This is a genomic window from Pseudomonas sp. SIMBA_067, from assembly GCF_046534675.1.
Lineage (GTDB): Bacteria > Pseudomonadota > Gammaproteobacteria > Pseudomonadales > Pseudomonadaceae > Aquipseudomonas > Aquipseudomonas putida.
This window is the reverse complement of record NZ_JAWRYH010000370.1, coordinates 1-275: the sequence shown is the minus strand read 5'-3', so window position 1 is coordinate 275 and position 275 is coordinate 1. Positions and strand designations below refer to the sequence as shown.

At 59.3% G+C, this 275-nt stretch carries 1 protein-coding gene; it reads right to left on the bottom strand.

Translation table 11 applies throughout. From position 1 onward, the window contains the following. Positions 1-185, bottom strand: a 185-nt coding sequence (locus SB765_RS29480; RefSeq protein WP_410932468.1) for a sugar phosphate nucleotidyltransferase, incomplete at its 3' end; no start/stop codon positions are given. Positions 186-275 lie beyond the last annotated feature (90 nt).

Below are 275 nucleotides of genomic sequence, written 5' to 3'. Positions count from 1 at the left end.
CGCTTGCTGCGCCCGGTCACGAAGATCATCTCGGTGATGCCGGCCTGGATGGCTTCCTCGACCGCATACTGAATCAACGGCTTGTCCACGACAGGCAGCATCTCCTTCGGACTTGCCTTGGTGGCAGGCAGGAATCGGGTGCCGAGGCCGGCGACCGGAAATACGGCTTTCGTCACTTTCAACATGGGGTGGCTTCCATCTGATCGAAAAGAGTGGCAGGCGGTGGCGAACGTATGCTGTGAGGGCGGGTGTGTATGGACTCGCGATAAGTGAAG